Origin of the sequence: Frateuria sp. GZRe14 (assembly GCF_051900395.1) — a bacterium.
GTDB classification, from domain to species: Bacteria; Pseudomonadota; Gammaproteobacteria; order Xanthomonadales; family Rhodanobacteraceae; genus Frateuria_A; species Frateuria_A edaphi.
This window is the reverse complement of the sequence record NZ_JBHZGJ010000001.1, coordinates 691457-706854: the sequence shown is the minus strand read 5'-3', so window position 1 is coordinate 706854 and position 15398 is coordinate 691457. Positions and strand designations below refer to the sequence as shown.

The 15398-nt window shown below is 67.7% G+C and carries 13 protein-coding genes; 3 read left to right on the top strand and 10 right to left on the bottom strand.

Translation table 11 applies throughout. The features are described 5' to 3' along the window. The first annotated feature begins 30 nt into the window (after positions 1-30). The gene (gene apaG, locus ACFWZ1_RS03105; protein ID WP_231323569.1) at positions 31-414 is read left to right on the top strand and encodes a Co2+/Mg2+ efflux protein ApaG; all 384 of its coding nucleotides are present in this window, start codon (positions 31-33) and stop codon (positions 412-414) included. A gap of 58 nt (positions 415-472) precedes the next feature. Next, positions 473-1324 carry a symmetrical bis(5'-nucleosyl)-tetraphosphatase gene (locus ACFWZ1_RS03100; RefSeq protein WP_439665416.1) on the top strand — a complete coding sequence of 284 codons (852 nt, stop codon included), beginning with the start codon at positions 473-475 and terminating at the stop codon, positions 1322-1324. 155 nt (positions 1325-1479) lie between these two features. Here the strand turns inward: ACFWZ1_RS03100 and secA are convergent, their stop codons facing one another. Both secA and ACFWZ1_RS03090 read right to left on the bottom strand, forming a co-directional pair. After that, complete coding sequence (gene secA / locus ACFWZ1_RS03095; RefSeq protein ID WP_439665415.1) at positions 1480-4197, bottom strand: preprotein translocase subunit SecA; 2718 nt, start codon at positions 4195-4197, stop codon at positions 1480-1482. A gap of 230 nt (positions 4198-4427) precedes the next feature. After that, complete coding sequence (locus ACFWZ1_RS03090) at positions 4428-5357, bottom strand: peptidoglycan DD-metalloendopeptidase family protein (protein WP_439665414.1); 930 nt, start codon at positions 5355-5357, stop codon at positions 4428-4430. 27 nt (positions 5358-5384) lie between these two features. Here ACFWZ1_RS03090 and ACFWZ1_RS03085 point away from each other — a divergent pair, with 27 nt between their 5' ends. Continuing rightward, positions 5385-5864: a DciA family protein gene (locus tag ACFWZ1_RS03085; protein ID WP_439665413.1), complete on the top strand. Its 480-nt coding sequence runs from the start codon at positions 5385-5387 to the stop codon at positions 5862-5864. Between the two features lie 219 nt (positions 5865-6083). Here the strand turns inward: ACFWZ1_RS03085 and lpxC are convergent, their stop codons facing one another. The 8 genes from lpxC to ftsW all read right to left on the bottom strand — a co-directional run bounded on the left by lpxC (position 6084) and on the right by ftsW (position 15395). Continuing rightward, complete coding sequence (lpxC, locus tag ACFWZ1_RS03080; protein ID WP_231323559.1) at positions 6084-6998, bottom strand: UDP-3-O-acyl-N-acetylglucosamine deacetylase; 915 nt, start codon at positions 6996-6998, stop codon at positions 6084-6086. Between the two features lie 410 nt (positions 6999-7408). After that, entirely contained in the window at positions 7409-8590 is a 1182-nt protein-coding gene (ftsZ, locus tag ACFWZ1_RS03075) for a cell division protein FtsZ (RefSeq protein WP_439665412.1), read from the bottom strand. A gap of 112 nt (positions 8591-8702) precedes the next feature. Next, the gene (ftsA, locus tag ACFWZ1_RS03070) at positions 8703-9935 is read right to left on the bottom strand and encodes a cell division protein FtsA (protein ID WP_231323555.1); all 1233 of its coding nucleotides are present in this window, start codon (positions 9933-9935) and stop codon (positions 8703-8705) included. A 10-nt stretch (positions 9936-9945) separates the two neighbouring features. Then, positions 9946-10677: a cell division protein FtsQ/DivIB gene (locus ACFWZ1_RS03065; RefSeq protein WP_439665411.1), complete on the bottom strand. Its 732-nt coding sequence runs from the start codon at positions 10675-10677 to the stop codon at positions 9946-9948. Next, positions 10674-11648 (bottom strand): D-alanine--D-alanine ligase, encoded by a 975-nt coding sequence (locus ACFWZ1_RS03060; protein ID WP_439665410.1) that lies wholly within the window; start codon positions 11646-11648, stop codon positions 10674-10676. Before ACFWZ1_RS03060 ends, ACFWZ1_RS03065 begins: the two co-directional genes overlap by 4 nt. After that, positions 11645-13084, bottom strand: coding sequence for a UDP-N-acetylmuramate--L-alanine ligase (murC, locus tag ACFWZ1_RS03055; protein ID WP_439665409.1), 1440 nt, complete (start codon positions 13082-13084; stop codon positions 11645-11647). Before murC ends, ACFWZ1_RS03060 begins: the two co-directional genes overlap by 4 nt. Beyond that, positions 13081-14154, bottom strand: a complete 1074-nt coding sequence (murG, locus tag ACFWZ1_RS03050) for an undecaprenyldiphospho-muramoylpentapeptide beta-N-acetylglucosaminyltransferase (RefSeq protein ID WP_439665408.1) — start codon at positions 14152-14154, stop codon at positions 13081-13083. The genes murC and murG overlap by 4 nt, the downstream gene beginning before the upstream one ends. Continuing rightward, positions 14151-15395 (bottom strand): putative lipid II flippase FtsW, encoded by a 1245-nt coding sequence (ftsW, locus tag ACFWZ1_RS03045; RefSeq protein WP_439665407.1) that lies wholly within the window; start codon positions 15393-15395, stop codon positions 14151-14153. Before ftsW ends, murG begins: the two co-directional genes overlap by 4 nt. Positions 15396-15398 lie beyond the last annotated feature (3 nt).

The window sequence follows — 15398 nt, the reverse complement described above, 5'->3', positions numbered from 1 at the left end:
AGGCTTGCGCGCAGGCCGTACAATCGGCGCATGAATCCCAAAGCTTCCTACACGATCGACGTGCAGGTCGAAACCCGTTTCGTCCCCGACCAGTCCAAGCCGCACGACAACCGCTACGTGTTCGCCTACACCGTGACGCTGCACAACGCCGGCGACATGCCCGCGCGGCTGCTCACCCGCCACTGGGTGATCACCGACGCCAACGGCAAGGTGGAAGAAGTGCGCGGCGAGGGCGTGGTCGGCGACCAGCCGTGGATGCGGCCGGGCGACCGCTACCAGTACAGTTCCGGTGCCGTGCTGGACACCGCCGTCGGCACGATGCGCGGCAGCTACCAGATGCTCGCCGACGACGGCACGCGCTTCGAGACGCCGATTCCCCCGTTCACGCTGTCCATACCGCGCACCCTGCACTGATGGAACGCACACCCGAGGGTTCGCCTGCCATGGATCGGTTCTGGACGGACGAGTTCTGATGGCGACATATGCAATCGGCGACGTGCAAGGCTGTTACCCGGAGCTGTCGCGCCTGCTCGACAAGTTGCGGTTCGACCCTGCCGATGACCAGTTGTGGTTCTGCGGCGATTTGGTCAACCGGGGCGGCGAATCGCTGCAGGTGCTGCGGATGCTTCACGGCCTGCGCGAGAACGTGGTGGTCACGCTGGGCAACCACGACCTGAGCCTGCTGGCGATCGCACAGCGCAAGCCGGACGCGCAGTCGCGGGTCAATCCCGAGCTACGGGAGGTACTGTTCGCCGACGACGCGCCGGTACTTTTCGAGTGGCTGCGCAACCAGAAGTTGATGCACTACGACGAAGTATTGGGATGGGGCATGGTGCACGCCGGGTTGGCCCCGTCGTGGACGCTGCGCCAGGCGTTGCGCGCGGCGCAGGAAGTGGAGCGCGAGCTGTCCAGCCCGCGCCACCCGCGATTGCTGCGCAACCTGTTCGGCAACCGCCCGGCCGCCTGGTCGAGCCGGCTGCAGGGGATCGAGCGTTTCCGCGCGTCGATCAACACCATGACGCGCATGCGCTACTGCGACGTCAACGGACGGATCGACTTCGAGGCCAAGGGCATCCCGGGTTCGCAGAAGCCCGGGCTGTATCCGTGGTTCGCCGTGCCGGGCATGCGCCGGCGCGAAGGCAGGATGGTCTGCGGGCACTGGTCCGCGCTCGGCCGCTTCGCCGGCCTGGGCGTGTACGCGATCGACACCGGCTGCGTATGGGGCGGCCAGCTGACTGCGCTGCGGCTGGACCAGGAAGAACCGCAGTACATCACGGTCAATGCGGAGCCGCATCGCAAGCGGCCGCCTGGCGGCGGGGACTGATCTTCTACACCTCCCTCGGGGGAGAGGGCTAGGGGTGCGGGGCCGTTCTTGCCACGACCTCACCCACGCGTCATCAAGGCCCGCCGTAGTGGCTCATCGCGAGCCCCGGCCACCATCTTGGTCCTCTCCCCGAAGGGGGAGGACGCATCGCGTAATCAGGCCAGCTGGCCGTGGCAGTGCTTGTACTTCTTGCCCGAACCGCACGGGCACGGATCATTGCGGCCGATCTTCGGGCCTTCGTGGTGCACGGTACCCGCGGCGGCCGAGGGCGGAGCATCGTTGCCCAGCGCGTTGACCGGGGCACCACCGCCGCTGGCGAGCATCTGCTGCTGCAGGCGCGCCGCCAGGCGCTGCTGTTCGGCTTCCATCGCGATGACTTCTTCCTCGCTGCGGATGCGCACGCGCGCGAGCATCTGCACGACTTCGGTCTTGATGCGGTTGAGCATCTCGGCGAACAGCTCGAACGACTCGCGCTTGAACGCCTGCTTGGGATCCTGCTGCGCATAACCGCGCAGGTAGATGCCCTGGCGCAGGTAGTCCATGCTCGCCAGGTGCTCCTTCCAGGCATTGTCGACCACGCTCAGCATGATGTGCTTCTCGAGCTGGCGCATGGTCTCGGCGCCGATCTGCGCCTCCTTGGCCTTGAAGGCCTGGTCCATCGCCTCGCGCACGTGGTCGCGGATCTGCGCGGCTTCCAGCTCGTGCTGCTGCTCGACCCAGGCCTTCAGGCCCGTGGCGATGCCGAACTCGCTGTCCAGCGCACGCTCGAGACCGGCGATGTCCCACTGCTCGTCGATGCTGTCCGGCGGCACGTGGGCGTTGACGATCGACTCGACCACATCTTCGCGGATATCCGCGATGGTTGCCGAGACGTCCTCGCCCTCCAGCAATTCGTCGCGCTGGCGGTAGATCACCTTGCGCTGGTCGTTGGCGACGTCGTCGAACTCCAGCAGGTGTTTGCGGATGTCGAAGTTGTGCTGCTCGACCTTGCGCTGCGCCTTCTCGATCTGGCGGCTGATCATGCGCTCCTCGAGCGGATCATCCTCCTTCATGCCGAAGCGCTTCATCCATCGCACCAGGCCCTCGCCGCCGAAGATGCGCAGCAGGTTGTCCTCCAGCGCCAGGTAGAAGCGCGACGAACCCGGATCGCCCTGGCGACCGGAGCGACCACGCAGCTGGTTGTCGATGCGTCGGGATTCGTGCCGCTCGGTGCCGACGATGTGCAGGCCGCCGGCGGCGAGCACCTGCTCGTGGCGCTTCTTCCATTCGCTCTTGACGCGCTGGCGGTCGACCTCGGAGGCGTCCTCCGGCAGAGCGGCGAGCGCGGCTTCCAGGCTGCCGCCGAGCACGATGTCGGTACCGCGGCCGGCCATGTTGGTGGCGATGGTCACCGAGCCGGGCGCGCCGGCCTGCGCCACGATGTGCGCCTCGCGCTCGTGCTGCTTGGCGTTGAGCACTTCGTGCGGGACCTTGGCCTTGGTCAGCATGTCGGACAACAGCTCCGACACCTCGATCGAGGTGGTGCCGACCAGCACCGGCTGGCCACGCTTGTGGCAGTCCTTGATGTCCTCGACCACGGCGCGGTACTTGGCCTGCTGGCTGAGGAACACGATGTCCAGGTTGTCCTTGCGGATCATCGGCTTGTGGGTGGGGATGACCACCACCTCCAGGCCATAGATGGTCTGGAACTCGTACGCCTCGGTATCGGCCGTACCGGTCATGCCGGCCAGCTTCTTGTACATGCGGAACAGGTTCTGGAAGGTCACCGTCGCCAGCGTCTGATTCTCGCGCTGGATCGGCACGCCCTCCTTCGCTTCGACCGCCTGGTGCAGGCCGTCCGACCAGCGCCGGCCAGCCAGGGTGCGGCCTGTGAACTCGTCTACGATGATCACTTCGCCGTCGCGCACGATGTAATCGACGTCGCGCTGGTAGATCGCGTTGGCGCGCAGGGCGGCGTTGAGGTGGTGCACCACCGCCAGGTTGCGCGCGTCATACAGTCCGCTCTCCGGATCAATCACGCCGGCCTTGCGCAGCAGTTCCTCGGCGTGCGCCATGCCTTCTTCGGACAGGTGCACCTGCTTCTGCTTCTCGTCGACCCAGTAGTCGCCAGCGCCATCTTCGGTCGGCTGGCGCTTCATCTGCGGCACGATGCGGTTGACCGCGAGATAGAGCTGCGGGGAGTCCTCGGCCGGGCCGGAGATGATCAGCGGCGTGCGCGCCTCGTCGATCAGGATCGAGTCGACCTCGTCGACGATCGCGTAGTTGAGTCCGCGCTGGTAGCGCTGCTCCTTCGACAACGCCATGTTGTCGCGCAGGTAGTCGAAGCCGAATTCGTTGTTGGTGCCGTAGGTGATGTCGGCGGCGTAGGCGGCATGCTTGTCGCCGTGGTCCATGCCCGGATACACCACACCCACGCTCAGGCCAAGGAAGTTGTAGAGCTTGCCCATCTGTGCCGAGTCGCGGCGGGCGAGGTAGTCGTTCACGGTGACCACGTGCACACCCTTGCCTTCGAGGGCGTTGAGGTAGACCGGCAACGTGCCCACCAGCGTCTTGCCTTCGCCGGTGCGCATCTCGGCGATCTTGCCCTGGTGCAGCACCATGCCGCCGATCATCTGCACGTCGTAGTGGCGCATGCCGAGTACGCGCTTGGCGCCTTCGCGCACCACGGCGAAGGCCTCGGGCAGCAGCCTGTCGAGCGTCTCGCCCTTGGCCACGCGCTCCTTGAACTCGTCGGTCTTGCCGCGCAGCCCCGCGTCGTCCAGCTTCTCGAACTCCGATTCCAGCGCGTTAATCCGCGCAACGGTCTTGGAAAGCTGGCGCAGCACCCGCTCGTTGCGGCTACCGAAAAGGCTGGTCAGGGCGCGATTGAACATCGATCTTCCGTCAGTGAAGGCTGAAGGCCCGCGGCGTCCACGGGCGAAAGGAGACATGTTACTACAGCCGCTCCAGCTGGCCGGGATGGCGGCGGAGGGCGGGGGATTCAAGAGGGTCGAGCGTCGCCCCGCGCGGGAACCCGCAGGAGCTCGCCTGCGGCTAAGGCAATCGGCCAGCGCAAGGCCAGGAGTACCGCCCGAACGCGGGCTCCTGAAGGCCGGCTACGGGCTCAGCGGTGGTTCTTCACGTAGGCCAGCGGATTGACCACGCGACCCTTGTACCAGACCTCGAAATGCACGTGCGGACCGGTCGAACGACCGGTCGAGCCGGCCTGCGAGACCACCTCGCCGACGCGCACGCGCTGGCCCGGATGCACCAGCAACTTGCTGTTGTGGGCATAGCGGGTCATGTAGCCATTGCCGTGGTCGATCTCGACCACCTTGCCGTAGCCGCTGCGCACACCGGTGAAGGTCACCATGCCTTCGGCCACGGCATGGACCGCCGAGCCGAACGGCACAGCGATGTCCAGACCGGTGTGGCGCGCGCTGTGGCCGTCGAACGGATCCGGGCGCACGCCGAAATAGGAGGAGATGTAACCCGAGGCCGGCATGCCGGTGGGCTTGAGGTTGGAATCGATCTTGGCGTCCAGCAGCAGGCTCTGCAGCGCGGACAGCTGCGCCTGCTGGACGTCGAACTGGCCAGCGAGCTGGTCGATGCTCTTGTCCAGCGTCGGCGGCAGGGCGTAGGCGCTGCCGGCGGTGTCTTCCAGACCGCCCATCGCGGGCTGCTGGTCGAAGTTGAATTCATCCGGATCGAGCTTGCCGACCTCGGTCAGCCGTTCGCCCAATGCATTGAGACGGGTGGACTGCGCCTCGAGCTGGCCGAGCTTGACCGCCAGGGCGTCGAGTTCACGCTGGGAGTCCTTGCGCACGCCCGCCAGTTGCGTGTCCTGGTCGCGAATCTGTTGCTTGAGCTGCTGGATTTCGGCCAGCGCGCGGTCGCGAGGGCTGGATACCGTCAGCGCCACCGCGGCGCCCAGTACGCCACACCCGACCACCGCCGCCATCGCCAGCCCCGCCAGCCGCCAGCGCAACCGCCGCTGGCCCAGATCGAGGGTCTTGGGCACTTTCCGGGAGCGGGATACGAGTATGATCTGCATTGCTTTTCTTCACTTCAGATGACGGCCATGCAGCGCGCCGATTCTCCCGCCTCCCGCCGCATCGACCGTGGCCCCAAGCCATTGGCCGAATGCGGTTCGTTCGCCTCGCTGGCCAAGAAGGCCGGTGAGCTGGATGCGTTGGATCGTGCCCTGCGCCAGACGCTGCCGACGCCCTTGCGCGAACAGGTGCGATTCGCCCACCTGCGCAACGGCCGCCTCGTCTTCCTGGCGTCCTCACCGGCCTGGGCAGCTCGCCTGCGCCTGATGCAGGCGCAGATACTCGCTACCGCACGTGCCATCGGCACGAGCGCCGGTTCGGTCACCGTGAAAGTGGCTCCCCCCCGACCGGCCGCAACGGAACCGGATCGGTCAAAACCGCTTTCGCCTGCCGCAGCCATCCATCTCAAAGCCGCCGCAGCATCAATCACAGACCCCGAACTGAAGGGACTGTTCCTCGAGCTGGCGTCCATCGCCGAAACTGCTGGATTCCCGGTCGCCAAGGACTGACTGGCGCGGGGCGCCGTGCCTTCGCGTGTGCCCGGCGGGCACCGTTTTCCCCCTTGCCACCCCGAGGGCGGCAGAAGGTTTATAGCACGGTGGGAGGGCAGGTACACCCCGACATGTCGCCGTAGCGTGAATCCGGACGTGTATTGCGGACGGCCTGCGTCACAGAAACGACGAAGGCCGCCTCTTGCGGGGCGGCCTTCGCGGCAGGCGTCGGTCGGATCAGATCGCCTGGGCCGGATGCGCGTAGGAGATCGGCGAGACGGCCGGATCGTCCTTGTACACCACCTCTTCCCAAGCGGCGGGATCGGCGATCAGGGTACGCAGCAGCTTGTTGTTGAGCTCGTGGCCCGACTTGTGCGCGTGGTAGGCGCCGATCAGGCTGTGGCCGAGCAGATACAGGTCGCCGATGGCGTCCAGGATCTTGTGCTTGACGAACTCGTCCTCGTAACGGAGGCCGTCCTCGTTGAGCACGCGGTAGTCGTCCAGCACCACGGCGTTGTCCATCGAGCCGCCCAGCGCCAGGTTGTGCTCGCGCAGCATCTCGATATCGCGCATGAAGCCGAAGGTACGCGCGCGGCTGACTTCCTTGACGAAGGAGGTCGTGGAGAAGTCGATCTCGGCGCGCGAGGTGCGCTTGGAGATGATCGGGTGGTTGAACTCGATCGAGAAGCCGACCTTGAAGCCCTCGAACGGCTCGAAGCTGGCCCACTTGTCGCCTTCCTGCACCTTGATCGGCTTCTTGATGCGGATGAAGCGCTTGGCGACGCCCTGCTCCTCGATGCCTGCCGACTGCAGCAGGAACACAAAGGGACCGGCGCTGCCGTCCATGATCGGCACTTCCGGCGCGGACAGCTCCACGATGGCGTTGTCGATGCCCAGGCCCGCCATCGCCGAGAGCAGGTGCTCGACGGTGGAGACGCGCACGTCGCCCTTGACCAGCGTGGTGGACAGCCGGGTATCGCCCACGCAATCCGGGCGCGCATGGATGTCGACCGGCGGATTGAGATCCGTACGGCGGAACACGATGCCCGTGTTCGGCGCGGCGGGGCGCAAGGTCATGTAAACCTTGTCGCCGGTGTGCAGGCCGACGCCGGTCGCACGGATGATGTTCTTGAGCGTACGCTGCTTGATCATTTTTATAGGTACCAGTGTAGGCAGCAGCCAATCAGGGGTCGGATGCTAACACAGTCTTAACCTGTGGCAATAGCAAACCGTACCGTACAGTCTGGTCGCCTCTTTAGCTTTCCTTCATACGTGACGCCGGTCACTAAGCCCGGCAATTCCCCGCCGCCTCAACCATTTACCGCGACACACCCCCTTGCGCCGGGAGGACGGGTATCCGGCGCAAAGGGGCGGACAGGCCGGCGGTTCCTTTGCCAGCCGGTGCGCGCACCGGTCCTCGGTGCGCTGCCTTCACCCCAAAATCACCATCGGACGGTCACGGAAATCACACAGGTGATAGACGCCTGGCGGGCCGCGTCATTTACTGACTCGTCGATCTGGTGTTTTGTTCAATTTTCGCAAGGGCCTCCGGTGAGTGCTATTCAGTCGGCCTGACGGCGCAAGAACGCCGGAATATCCAGATAGTCGAAGCTGGGATCGGCACCCTTGGCCGGCGGCTCGGAGCGGGTATGCGACACGACCGCCTCCGGGGCGGCATAGTCCACCACCTCATTGCCGGTGCCGGTGCGCAGCACCACCGGGCGCGGGCGCTGGCGCATCTCCACCTGCTGGGTGGCCACGGCACGCGGGGCCTGGCGGGTGGCCGTCGCGCGATTGAGGCCGGTGGCGACCACGGTCACGCGCACGTCGTCCTGCATTTCCGGGTCGAGCGAGGTGCCGATCACCACGGTGGCATCTTCGCTGGCGAAGTCGTGGATGACCCGGCCGATCTCGTCGAACTCGCGCATGGTCAGGTTCGGACCGGCGGTGACGTTGACCAGGATGCCGCAGGCGCCATTGAGGTTGACGTCTTCCAGCAGCGGGTTGTTGATCGCCGCCTCGGCCGCGGCCTGGGCACGGTCGTCGCCGCGGGCGGTGCCCGAGCCCATCATGGCCATGCCCATCTCGGACATCACGGTGCGCACGTCGGCAAAATCGACGTTGATCAGGCCCGGGGCAGTGATCAGGTCGGCGATGCCCTGCACGGCGCCCTGGAGCACGTCGTTGGCGGCCTTGAAGGCATTGAGCAGCGTCACTTCGCGGCCGAGTACCGACAGCAGTTTCTCGTTCGGCACGGTGATCAGCGAATCGACGTGCTGGGACAGGTCCTCGATGCCCTTCATCGCCACCTGCATGCGGCGGCGACCCTCGAACGGGAACGGCTTGGTCACCACCGCCACGGTGAGGATGCCCTTCTCCTTGGCCAGCTGCGCCACCACCGGTGCCGCGCCGGTACCGGTGCCGCCGCCCATGCCGGCGGTGATGAACACCATGTCGGCGCCGTCGAGCATCTCCTCGATGCGCTCGCGATCCTCCAACGCGGCCTGGCGGCCGACTTCCGGATTGGCGCCCGCGCCCAGGCCCTTGGTGACATTGGCGCCGAGCTGCAGGTGGGTGCGCGAGCCGCAGTTCTTCATCGCCTGCGCGTCGGTGTTGGCGACGACGAACTCGACGCCTTCGATGTTGGCGCTCAGCATGTGTGCCACGGCGTTGCCGCCGCCGCCGCCTACGCCGATGACCTTGATGACCGCGTTGGGTGCCAGTTTTTCGATCAATTCAAACATTTCCCGTCCTCCGTAGAGCTTCGTTGTCGTTGTAACCGCGGGTCCGACGTCCTGCCGGCCTGCGGTGGTGGGCGAACCTCCATTCGCCCGCGATGGCGCTCCGCGCCATCACTTAAAAGTTCTTGGTAATCCAGCCGCGCACCTTGTCCACCAGACCGCCAACGCTGCCGCCGACGGGATGGCTGATCCGCACGCCGCCAGCGCGCGCTCCATGCAGCAACAACCCCACGCCGGTGGAATGCAGCGGGTTGGCGACCACGTCGCCGAGGCCGGTGACGTGCTGCGGCACGCCGATGCGCACCATCTTGTGGAAGATCTCCTCGGCCAGCTCCAGCGCGCCTTCCATGCGGGAGGCGCCGCCGGTCAGCACGACGCCCGCGGCGACCAGGCTGTCGTAGCCGGAGCGGCGCAGCTCGTCCTGCACCATCTCGAAGATCTCCTCGTAGCGCGCCTGCACGCTCTGCGCGAGCGACTGCCGGGCGAGCCGGCGCGGCGGGCGGTCGCCGACGCTGGGCACTTGGATCGTCTCCTCGGCGTGCGCCAGCTGCGCCAGCGCGCAGGCGTACTTGATCTTGATCTCCTCGGCATGCGCGGTCGGCGTGTGCACGCCATAGGCGATGTCGTTGGTGACCTGGTCGCCGCCGACCGGCAGCGACTTGGTGTAGCGGATCGAGCCCTGCGTATAGATGGCGATGTCCGTGGTGCCGGCGCCGATATCGACCAGGCAGACGCCCAGTTCGCGCTCGTCGTCGGTGAGCACCGACTTGGCGCTGGCCACCGCCGACGGCACCAGTTCGTCCACGGAGAGCCCGCAACGCTGGATGCACTTGGAAATGTTCTGAACCGCGGCGGCCGCGCCGGTGACCAGGTGCACGGAGGCTTCCAGGCGCACGCCGCTCATGCCGACCGGCGAACGGATACCGTCCTGGCCGTCGATGCGGTACTCCTGCGACTCCTTATAAAGGACCTTGCGATCGGCAGGGATCGCCACCGCGCTGGCCGCCTCCAGCACCTGCTCCAGGTCGCCGGGGGTGACTTCGCGGTCGCGGATCGCGGCGGTGCCGTGCGAGTTCTTGGTCTCCAGGTGGCTGCCGGAGATCGAGGCGAACACCGAGCGGATGTCGCAGCCGGCCATCAGCTCGGCCTCTTCCACCGCGCGCTGGATCGAGTGCACGGTCGATTCGATGTCCACGACCGAGCCGCGCTTCATGCCGCGCGAGACGTGCGAGCCGATGCCGATCACCTCGATCGGTTCGCCCGGCTCGTACTCGCCCACGATCGCGGTCACCTTGTTGGTGCCGATGTCCAGGCCGACGACCAGCTGCTTGTCGTTGCGCGTCTTCATAGGGTCAGGCTCATGTGCGGGGCGCCCCCGCGGCAGGTGCGGCGGCGTCGGGCCAGCGCACGGCAAATCCGTTGGTGTAGCGAAGGTCGGCGTAGGCAAAGGCGGTCGGGTGGCCGGCCATCACCTGCGGGTAGACGTCGAGGAAGCGGCGCAGACGCTTGCCGGCCTGGGCGCGGTCGCCCAGCACGATCTGCGCGCCCGCTTCGGTGGTCAGGCTCCAGCTGCCGCGCTCGGACAGCGCCACGCCGGACACCTTGAGCGGCGTGCGGGTGACGGCCTTGAGCGCATCGGCATAGAACGCCACCACTTCGGGCATCTGCGCGTCCGGGCCGCGCAGGTCAGGCAGAGGCGCGGCCGGCGCGATCTTGCCGCCGTCGAACAGCACACCCTGGCGGCTGATCAGCCGGGTACCGTTCCAGCGCGCGAACGGCTGGCGTTCGTAGATGCGCAGGATCAGTGTGTCCGGCCAGCGCTTGCGCGCCTCGACCGATTCGACCCAAGGCAGCGCCGCCACTGCCTGCTGCACCGAATCCAGGTCCAGCGCAAAGAAACCGTGCCCCAGGCGCGGCAGCACGGCAGCGCGAATCTCGTCGGTAGTCACGTGCTTGAACTCGGCCTGCACGGTCAGCTGCGTCACCGGCCAGCGGTCGGCAGCGAACCAGCCGCGCAGCACGCCGACGACCGGCAGTACCACCAGTGCGATGGCCAGGCACCAGGCAACGAGGCGGATGGCTCCCCTCACAAGCCCTCCCGGAAGCTGGTTTCCAGCACGCGCCAGCACACGTCCTCGTAGTCGATGCCGGCGGCCTTGGCGGCCTTGGGCACCAGCGAGTGCGACGTCATGCCCGGTGCGGTGTTCACTTCGAGCAGGAAGTTGCGGCCCTGGCGGTCGCGCATCACGTCCACACGGCCCCAGCCATGGCAGCCGAGCGCATCGAAGGCCTCGAGCGCCAGCGCGCGCAGTTCGTCCTCGGCCGCGCCCTCGAGGCCCGGGCAGAGGTACTGGGTGTCTTCGGCCACGTACTTGGCGTTGTAGTCGTAGAACGCGCCCTTGGGCACGATATGGATCGAGGGCATCACCTGGCGGCCGAGGATGGCGACGGTCATCTCGTCGCCCTCGATCAGGGTTTCCATCAGCAGATCGCCCGGGTAGCGGGCGGCCAGTTGCACGGCGCTGTCGAGCTGGCTTTCCTCGAACACGCGGGTGACGCCCACGCTGGAGCCCTCGCAGGCCGGCTTGACGATCAGCGGGAAACCGACCCGTTTCGCCGCCGCGTGCACGGCCTCCGCGTCGGCGCCGCGCGGCAGCGCGACGAAGGTCGGCGTAGGCAAGCCGAGCGATTGCCACACGCGCTTGGACCGCACCTTGTCCATCGACAACGCCGAGCCGAGCACGCCCGAGCCGGTGTAGGGCACGTTGAGCGATTCGAGCGCTCCCTGCAGTACGCCATCCTCGCCACCGCCGTGCTGGCCATGCAGGATGTTGAACACGCGCGCAAAGTGGCCCGCGCGCAGCGCATCGAGCAGCGCCGGGATACCGTCGATCGCATGGGCGTCGACGCCGCGGCTCTTGAGCGCGGCCAGCACGTTGCGGCCGGAATCGAGCGACACCTCGCGCTCGGCGGAGCTGCCGCCCATTACCACGGCCACGCGGCCGAACTGGGCGGGATCGGTGATCCGGGAAGGCGTGGTCCTGTTCGTCGTAGCGTTCACTTCGTAGTCCTCAGGTGACCGACCTGCGCGAGCTCCACCGCCGCCGCGCCGATGTCGCCGGCGCCGAGCAGCAGCAGGAGGTCGCCGTCGCGCAGCAGCGTCGGCAGGGTGTCCTTGAAGTCGCGCGGGTGTTCGATCAGCACCGGATCGACCTTGCCGCGCGCGCGCACGGCGCGAGCCAGCGCGCGGCCATCGGCGCCGGCGATCGGCGCTTCGCCGGCCGGGTACACCTCGGTCAGCACCAGCACGTCGGCCTCGGCCAGCACGTTGGCGAAGTCGTCCAGCAGGTCACGCGTACGGCTGTAGCGGTGCGGCTGGAAGCCGACCACCAGGCGCCGGTCCGGCCAGCCGCCGCGGGCGGCCGCGAACACGGCGGCCAGTTCGCGCGGGTGGTGACCGTAGTCGTCCACCAGCAGCGCACTGCCCTGCTCCAGCTTCAACTCGCCGCGGCGGTGGAAGCGCCGACCGACGCCCTGGAAATTCTCCAGCGCGCGAGCGATCGCCTCGGCTTCGACTCCCAGCTGCCAGCCGATCGTGGCGGCGGCCAGCGCGTTGAGCACGTTGTGCTGGCCCGGCAGGTTGAGCGTGACCGGCAGTGGCTCGGCGCGGCCGGGCAGCTGCAGGTCGAACAGCATCTGGAAGCCGCTCTGGCGCACGTTGATGGCGCGCACGTCGGCGTCGGTCGCGCGGATGCCGTAGGTCATCACGCGGCGCGTGGTGTCCTTCGCCAGTTTCGCCACTTCCTCGTCGTCCACGCACAGCACGGCCAGGCCGTAGAACGGCAGGCGGTGCAGGAAATCGGCGAAGGCCTTCTTCACCTGGGCGAAATCGCCGCCGTAGTTCTCCAGGTGATCGGCGTCGATGTTGGTGACGGCGGCGATCACCGGCGAGAGCAGCAGGAACGAGCCGTCGGACTCGTCGGCCTCGGCGACCAGATACTGGCCGGTGCCCAAGCGCGCGTTGGCGCCGGCGGCGTTGAGCTGGCCGCCGATCACGAACGTCGGATCGTAATTGGCTTCCGCCAGCACACTGGCGACCAGGCTGGTCGTGGTGGTCTTGCCGTGCGTGCCGGCGATGGCGACGCCACGGCGGAAGCGCATCAGCTCGCCCAGCATCTCCGCGCGCGGGATCACCGGGATGCGCGCGGCACGCGCGGCGACCAGTTCCGGGTTGTCCTGGCGGATGGCGCTCGAGGTCACCACTACGTCGGCGTCGCCCACGTGCGCGGCCTCGTGGCCGATGCGCACGTCGATGCCGAGCGCGGCCAGCCGTTGCGCGGTGGGCGAGTTGGCCTTGTCCGAACCGGACACGGCGTAGCCCAGGTTGTGCAGCACCTCGGCGATGCCGCTCATGCCCACGCCGCCGATGCCGATGAAATGCACGCGGCGGAAGGTGGTCATCAGGTCTTCGTGCGCGAGCAGGCGGCGCGGCGTCATGCGGCCACCTCCAGGCAAGCGCGGGCAATCGTTGCGGCCGCGTCGGGCTTGGCTTGCGTGCGCGCAGCTTCCGCCATCGCGGTCAGCTGGCGGCGGTCGGCGAGCAGCGCGGCAAGGCGCTGCGCCAGTTTCTCTACGTCCAAATCACGTTCCTGGATCAATTCGGCGGCGCCCGCTTCCACCAGCGCCTGCGCGTTGCCGGTCTGGTGGTCGTCGACCGCATAGGGGAAAGGCACCAGCACGGCGCCCAGGCCCGCGGCGGTGAGCTCGGCGATCGTCAGCGCGCCGGCACGGCACACGGCGAGGTCGGCCCAGCCGTAGGCGGCGGCCATGTCCTCGATGAATGGCACCACGTCGGCCTCGACTCCCGCCTGTGCATAAGCCGCGCGCGCCTCGTCGAGCCCGCGGCTTCCGCACTGGTGGCGCACGACCGGGCGCTGGTCGATGGGGATCAGAGCCAGCGCCTGCGGCAACGCGAGGTTGAGCGCACGCGCGCCGAGACTGCCGCCCAGCACCAGCAACTGCGATCGGCCGCTGCGTGTGGCGAAACGGTCCGCCGGCGGCGGCAGTGCCGCGATGCTGGCACGCACCGGGTTACCCACCCATTCGCCGTTCGGGAGCGCATCGGCGAAACCGGCCAGCACGCGCTTCGCGAAACCGGCCAGCTTGCGGTTGGTGTAGCCCGCAACGCGGTTCTGCTCGTGGACCAGCAGCGGCGTTGCGGTGATCCGCGCCGCCACCCCGCCGGGACCGGCGACGTAGCCACCCATCGACAACACACTGCGCGGGCGTACCCGACGCAACACGCGAAGAGAGGCGAACAGAGCGCGCGCCAGCATCAGGGGTGCCAGCAGTCGCGTCTTCAAGCCCTTGCCGCGCAGGCCACCGACCGCGACGGTGTGCAACTCGATGCCGTGGGCCGGCACCACGCGCGTCTCCATCCCGCCGGCCGCGCCCAGCCAGGCCACCGGGATGCCCTGCGCGCGCAGCACGTCGGCCACGGCCAGGCCCGGAAAAATGTGGCCGCCGGTTCCCCCGGCCATGATCAGCACGGGACGGTCCGCGCTCATGCGGCCACCGCCTCGCGCTCGCGCGGCGGTGCCACCGCGGCGTTCGCGTCCGCCACCGCCATCGCAGGCATGCGCGTGGCCATCTGCCGCGCGTCCAGCGCGCGGTTGATCTCGAAGGTGGCGCGCAGCAGCACGCCGGCCATGGCGCAGGTCATCAGCACCGACGAGCCGCCCGAGCTGATCAGCGGCAGCGTCAGGCCCTTGGTCGGCAGCGCGCCGAGGTTCACTCCGATCGACACCATCGCCTGCAAGCCCAGCATCAGCGAGATGCCGAAGGCCACGTAGCCGGCGAAGCGCTGGCCTACTTCCACGCCCTTGAGGCCGAGATACAGCCCGCGCCCGACCGCGGTGGCGAACAGCCCGATCACCAGCGCGATGCCCGCCAGGCCGAGTTCCTCGCCGATCACCGCCAGGATGAAGTCGGTGTGCGCCTCGGGCAGGTAGGAAAGCTTGAGCACGCTCGATCCCAGGCCCACGCCGGTCCATTCGCCACGGCCGATCGCCATCAGCGACTGGGTCAACTGGAAACCATCGTTGAACGGGTCCTTCCACGGGTCCATGAACGAGGTCAGCCGCTTCATGCGGTAGCTCTCGCTGGTCGCCGCGACGACGAGCGCCGGCATCAGCGGCAGGCCCATCAGGAACAGGTACAGCGGTCGCGCGCCGCCCAGCCAGACCATGCCGATGGTGACCGCGATCACCAGCGTGGCCGAGCCGAAGTCCGGCTGAGCGAGCAGCAGCAACACGATGACGCCGGCCACGATGATCGGTCGCAGCAGGCCCCAGAACTTCGTTTCGACGCTCTCGCGGTGGCGCACCAGGAAGCTCGCCACGTAGACGACCAGGATCAGCTTCACCGCCTCGACTGGCTGAAAACTGAGCACGATGAAGTTGAGCCAGCGCCGCGCGCCGTTGATGCGCATGCCCAGGTGCGGCACGAACACCGCCAGCAGCATGACGCCGCCGACCAGCAGCAGCGGGAAGGCGTACTTCTCCACCTGCTTCAGCTCGGTGCGCATCGCGATGCCGGCAAGCACCAGTCCGAGGGCCAGATAGAACAGGTGCTTCTTCAGGTAATAGAACGCACCGATGTGCTGGCTGTCGGCCACCGCGATCGAGCTGGAGGTGACCATGACCACGCCCATGCTGGCCAGCCCGACGAGCGCGACCAGCAACGGCAGGTCGAAGCTGCCGCGCGGCCCGTTCCGCTTGATCGCCTGGCTGGTACCGAAGCCGAACATGGG

Coding starts and splice junctions, on each gene's coding strand:
- apaG (WP_231323569.1), top strand. CDS start 31: ATGAATCCCAAAGCTTCCTACACGATCGACGTGCAGGTCGAAACCCGT.
- ACFWZ1_RS03100 (WP_439665416.1), top strand. CDS start 473: ATGGCGACATATGCAATCGGCGACGTGCAAGGCTGTTACCCGGAGCTG.
- secA (WP_439665415.1), bottom strand. CDS start 4,197: ATGTTCAATCGCGCCCTGACCAGCCTTTTCGGTAGCCGCAACGAGCGG.
- ACFWZ1_RS03090 (WP_439665414.1), bottom strand. CDS start 5,357: ATGCAGATCATACTCGTATCCCGCTCCCGGAAAGTGCCCAAGACCCTC.
- ACFWZ1_RS03085 (WP_439665413.1), top strand. CDS start 5,385: ATGCAGCGCGCCGATTCTCCCGCCTCCCGCCGCATCGACCGTGGCCCC.
- lpxC (WP_231323559.1), bottom strand. CDS start 6,998: ATGATCAAGCAGCGTACGCTCAAGAACATCATCCGTGCGACCGGCGTC.
- ftsZ (WP_439665412.1), bottom strand. CDS start 8,590: ATGTTTGAATTGATCGAAAAACTGGCACCCAACGCGGTCATCAAGGTC.
- ftsA (WP_231323555.1), bottom strand. CDS start 9,935: ATGAAGACGCGCAACGACAAGCAGCTGGTCGTCGGCCTGGACATCGGC.
- murC (WP_439665409.1), bottom strand. CDS start 13,084: ATGACGCCGCGCCGCCTGCTCGCGCACGAAGACCTGATGACCACCTTC.
- murG (WP_439665408.1), bottom strand. CDS start 14,154: ATGAGCGCGGACCGTCCCGTGCTGATCATGGCCGGGGGAACCGGCGGC.
- ftsW (WP_439665407.1), bottom strand. CDS start 15,395: ATGTTCGGCTTCGGTACCAGCCAGGCGATCAAGCGGAACGGGCCGCGC.